Origin of the sequence: Anaerobacillus sp. 1_MG-2023, from assembly GCF_030547345.1 — a bacterium.
GTDB lineage: Bacteria > Bacillota > Bacilli > Bacillales > Guptibacillaceae > Guptibacillus > Guptibacillus hwajinpoensis_B.
This window is the reverse complement of the sequence record NZ_JAUORD010000343.1, coordinates 1-222: the sequence shown is the minus strand read 5'-3', so window position 1 is coordinate 222 and position 222 is coordinate 1. Positions and strand designations below refer to the sequence as shown.

The following is a 222-nucleotide window of genomic DNA, read 5'->3' as shown; positions in this document are numbered from 1 at the left end:
GGCGCTTCAGGCAATGGAAAGACATGGATATCAAATGCTTTCGGCATTCAGGCCTGCCGGCAGTTCTACAAGGTGAAATATATCCGATTGCCCGAATTATTGGATGAACTCGCAGTTGCCAAACATGAGGCAGATGGAAGTTTTCGCAAACTGATTAAAAAGTACAGATCGATTGATTTATTGATATTGGATGAATGGCTCCTGAGTGAGCTGTCTCAAGAT

At 43.2% G+C, this 222-nt stretch carries 1 protein-coding gene; it reads left to right on the top strand.

Annotated features, from left to right (window positions below; genetic code table 11):
* The coding region (locus tag Q4550_RS24380; RefSeq protein ID WP_303536845.1) for an ATP-binding protein at window positions 1–222 on the top strand (222 nt) is incomplete at both ends.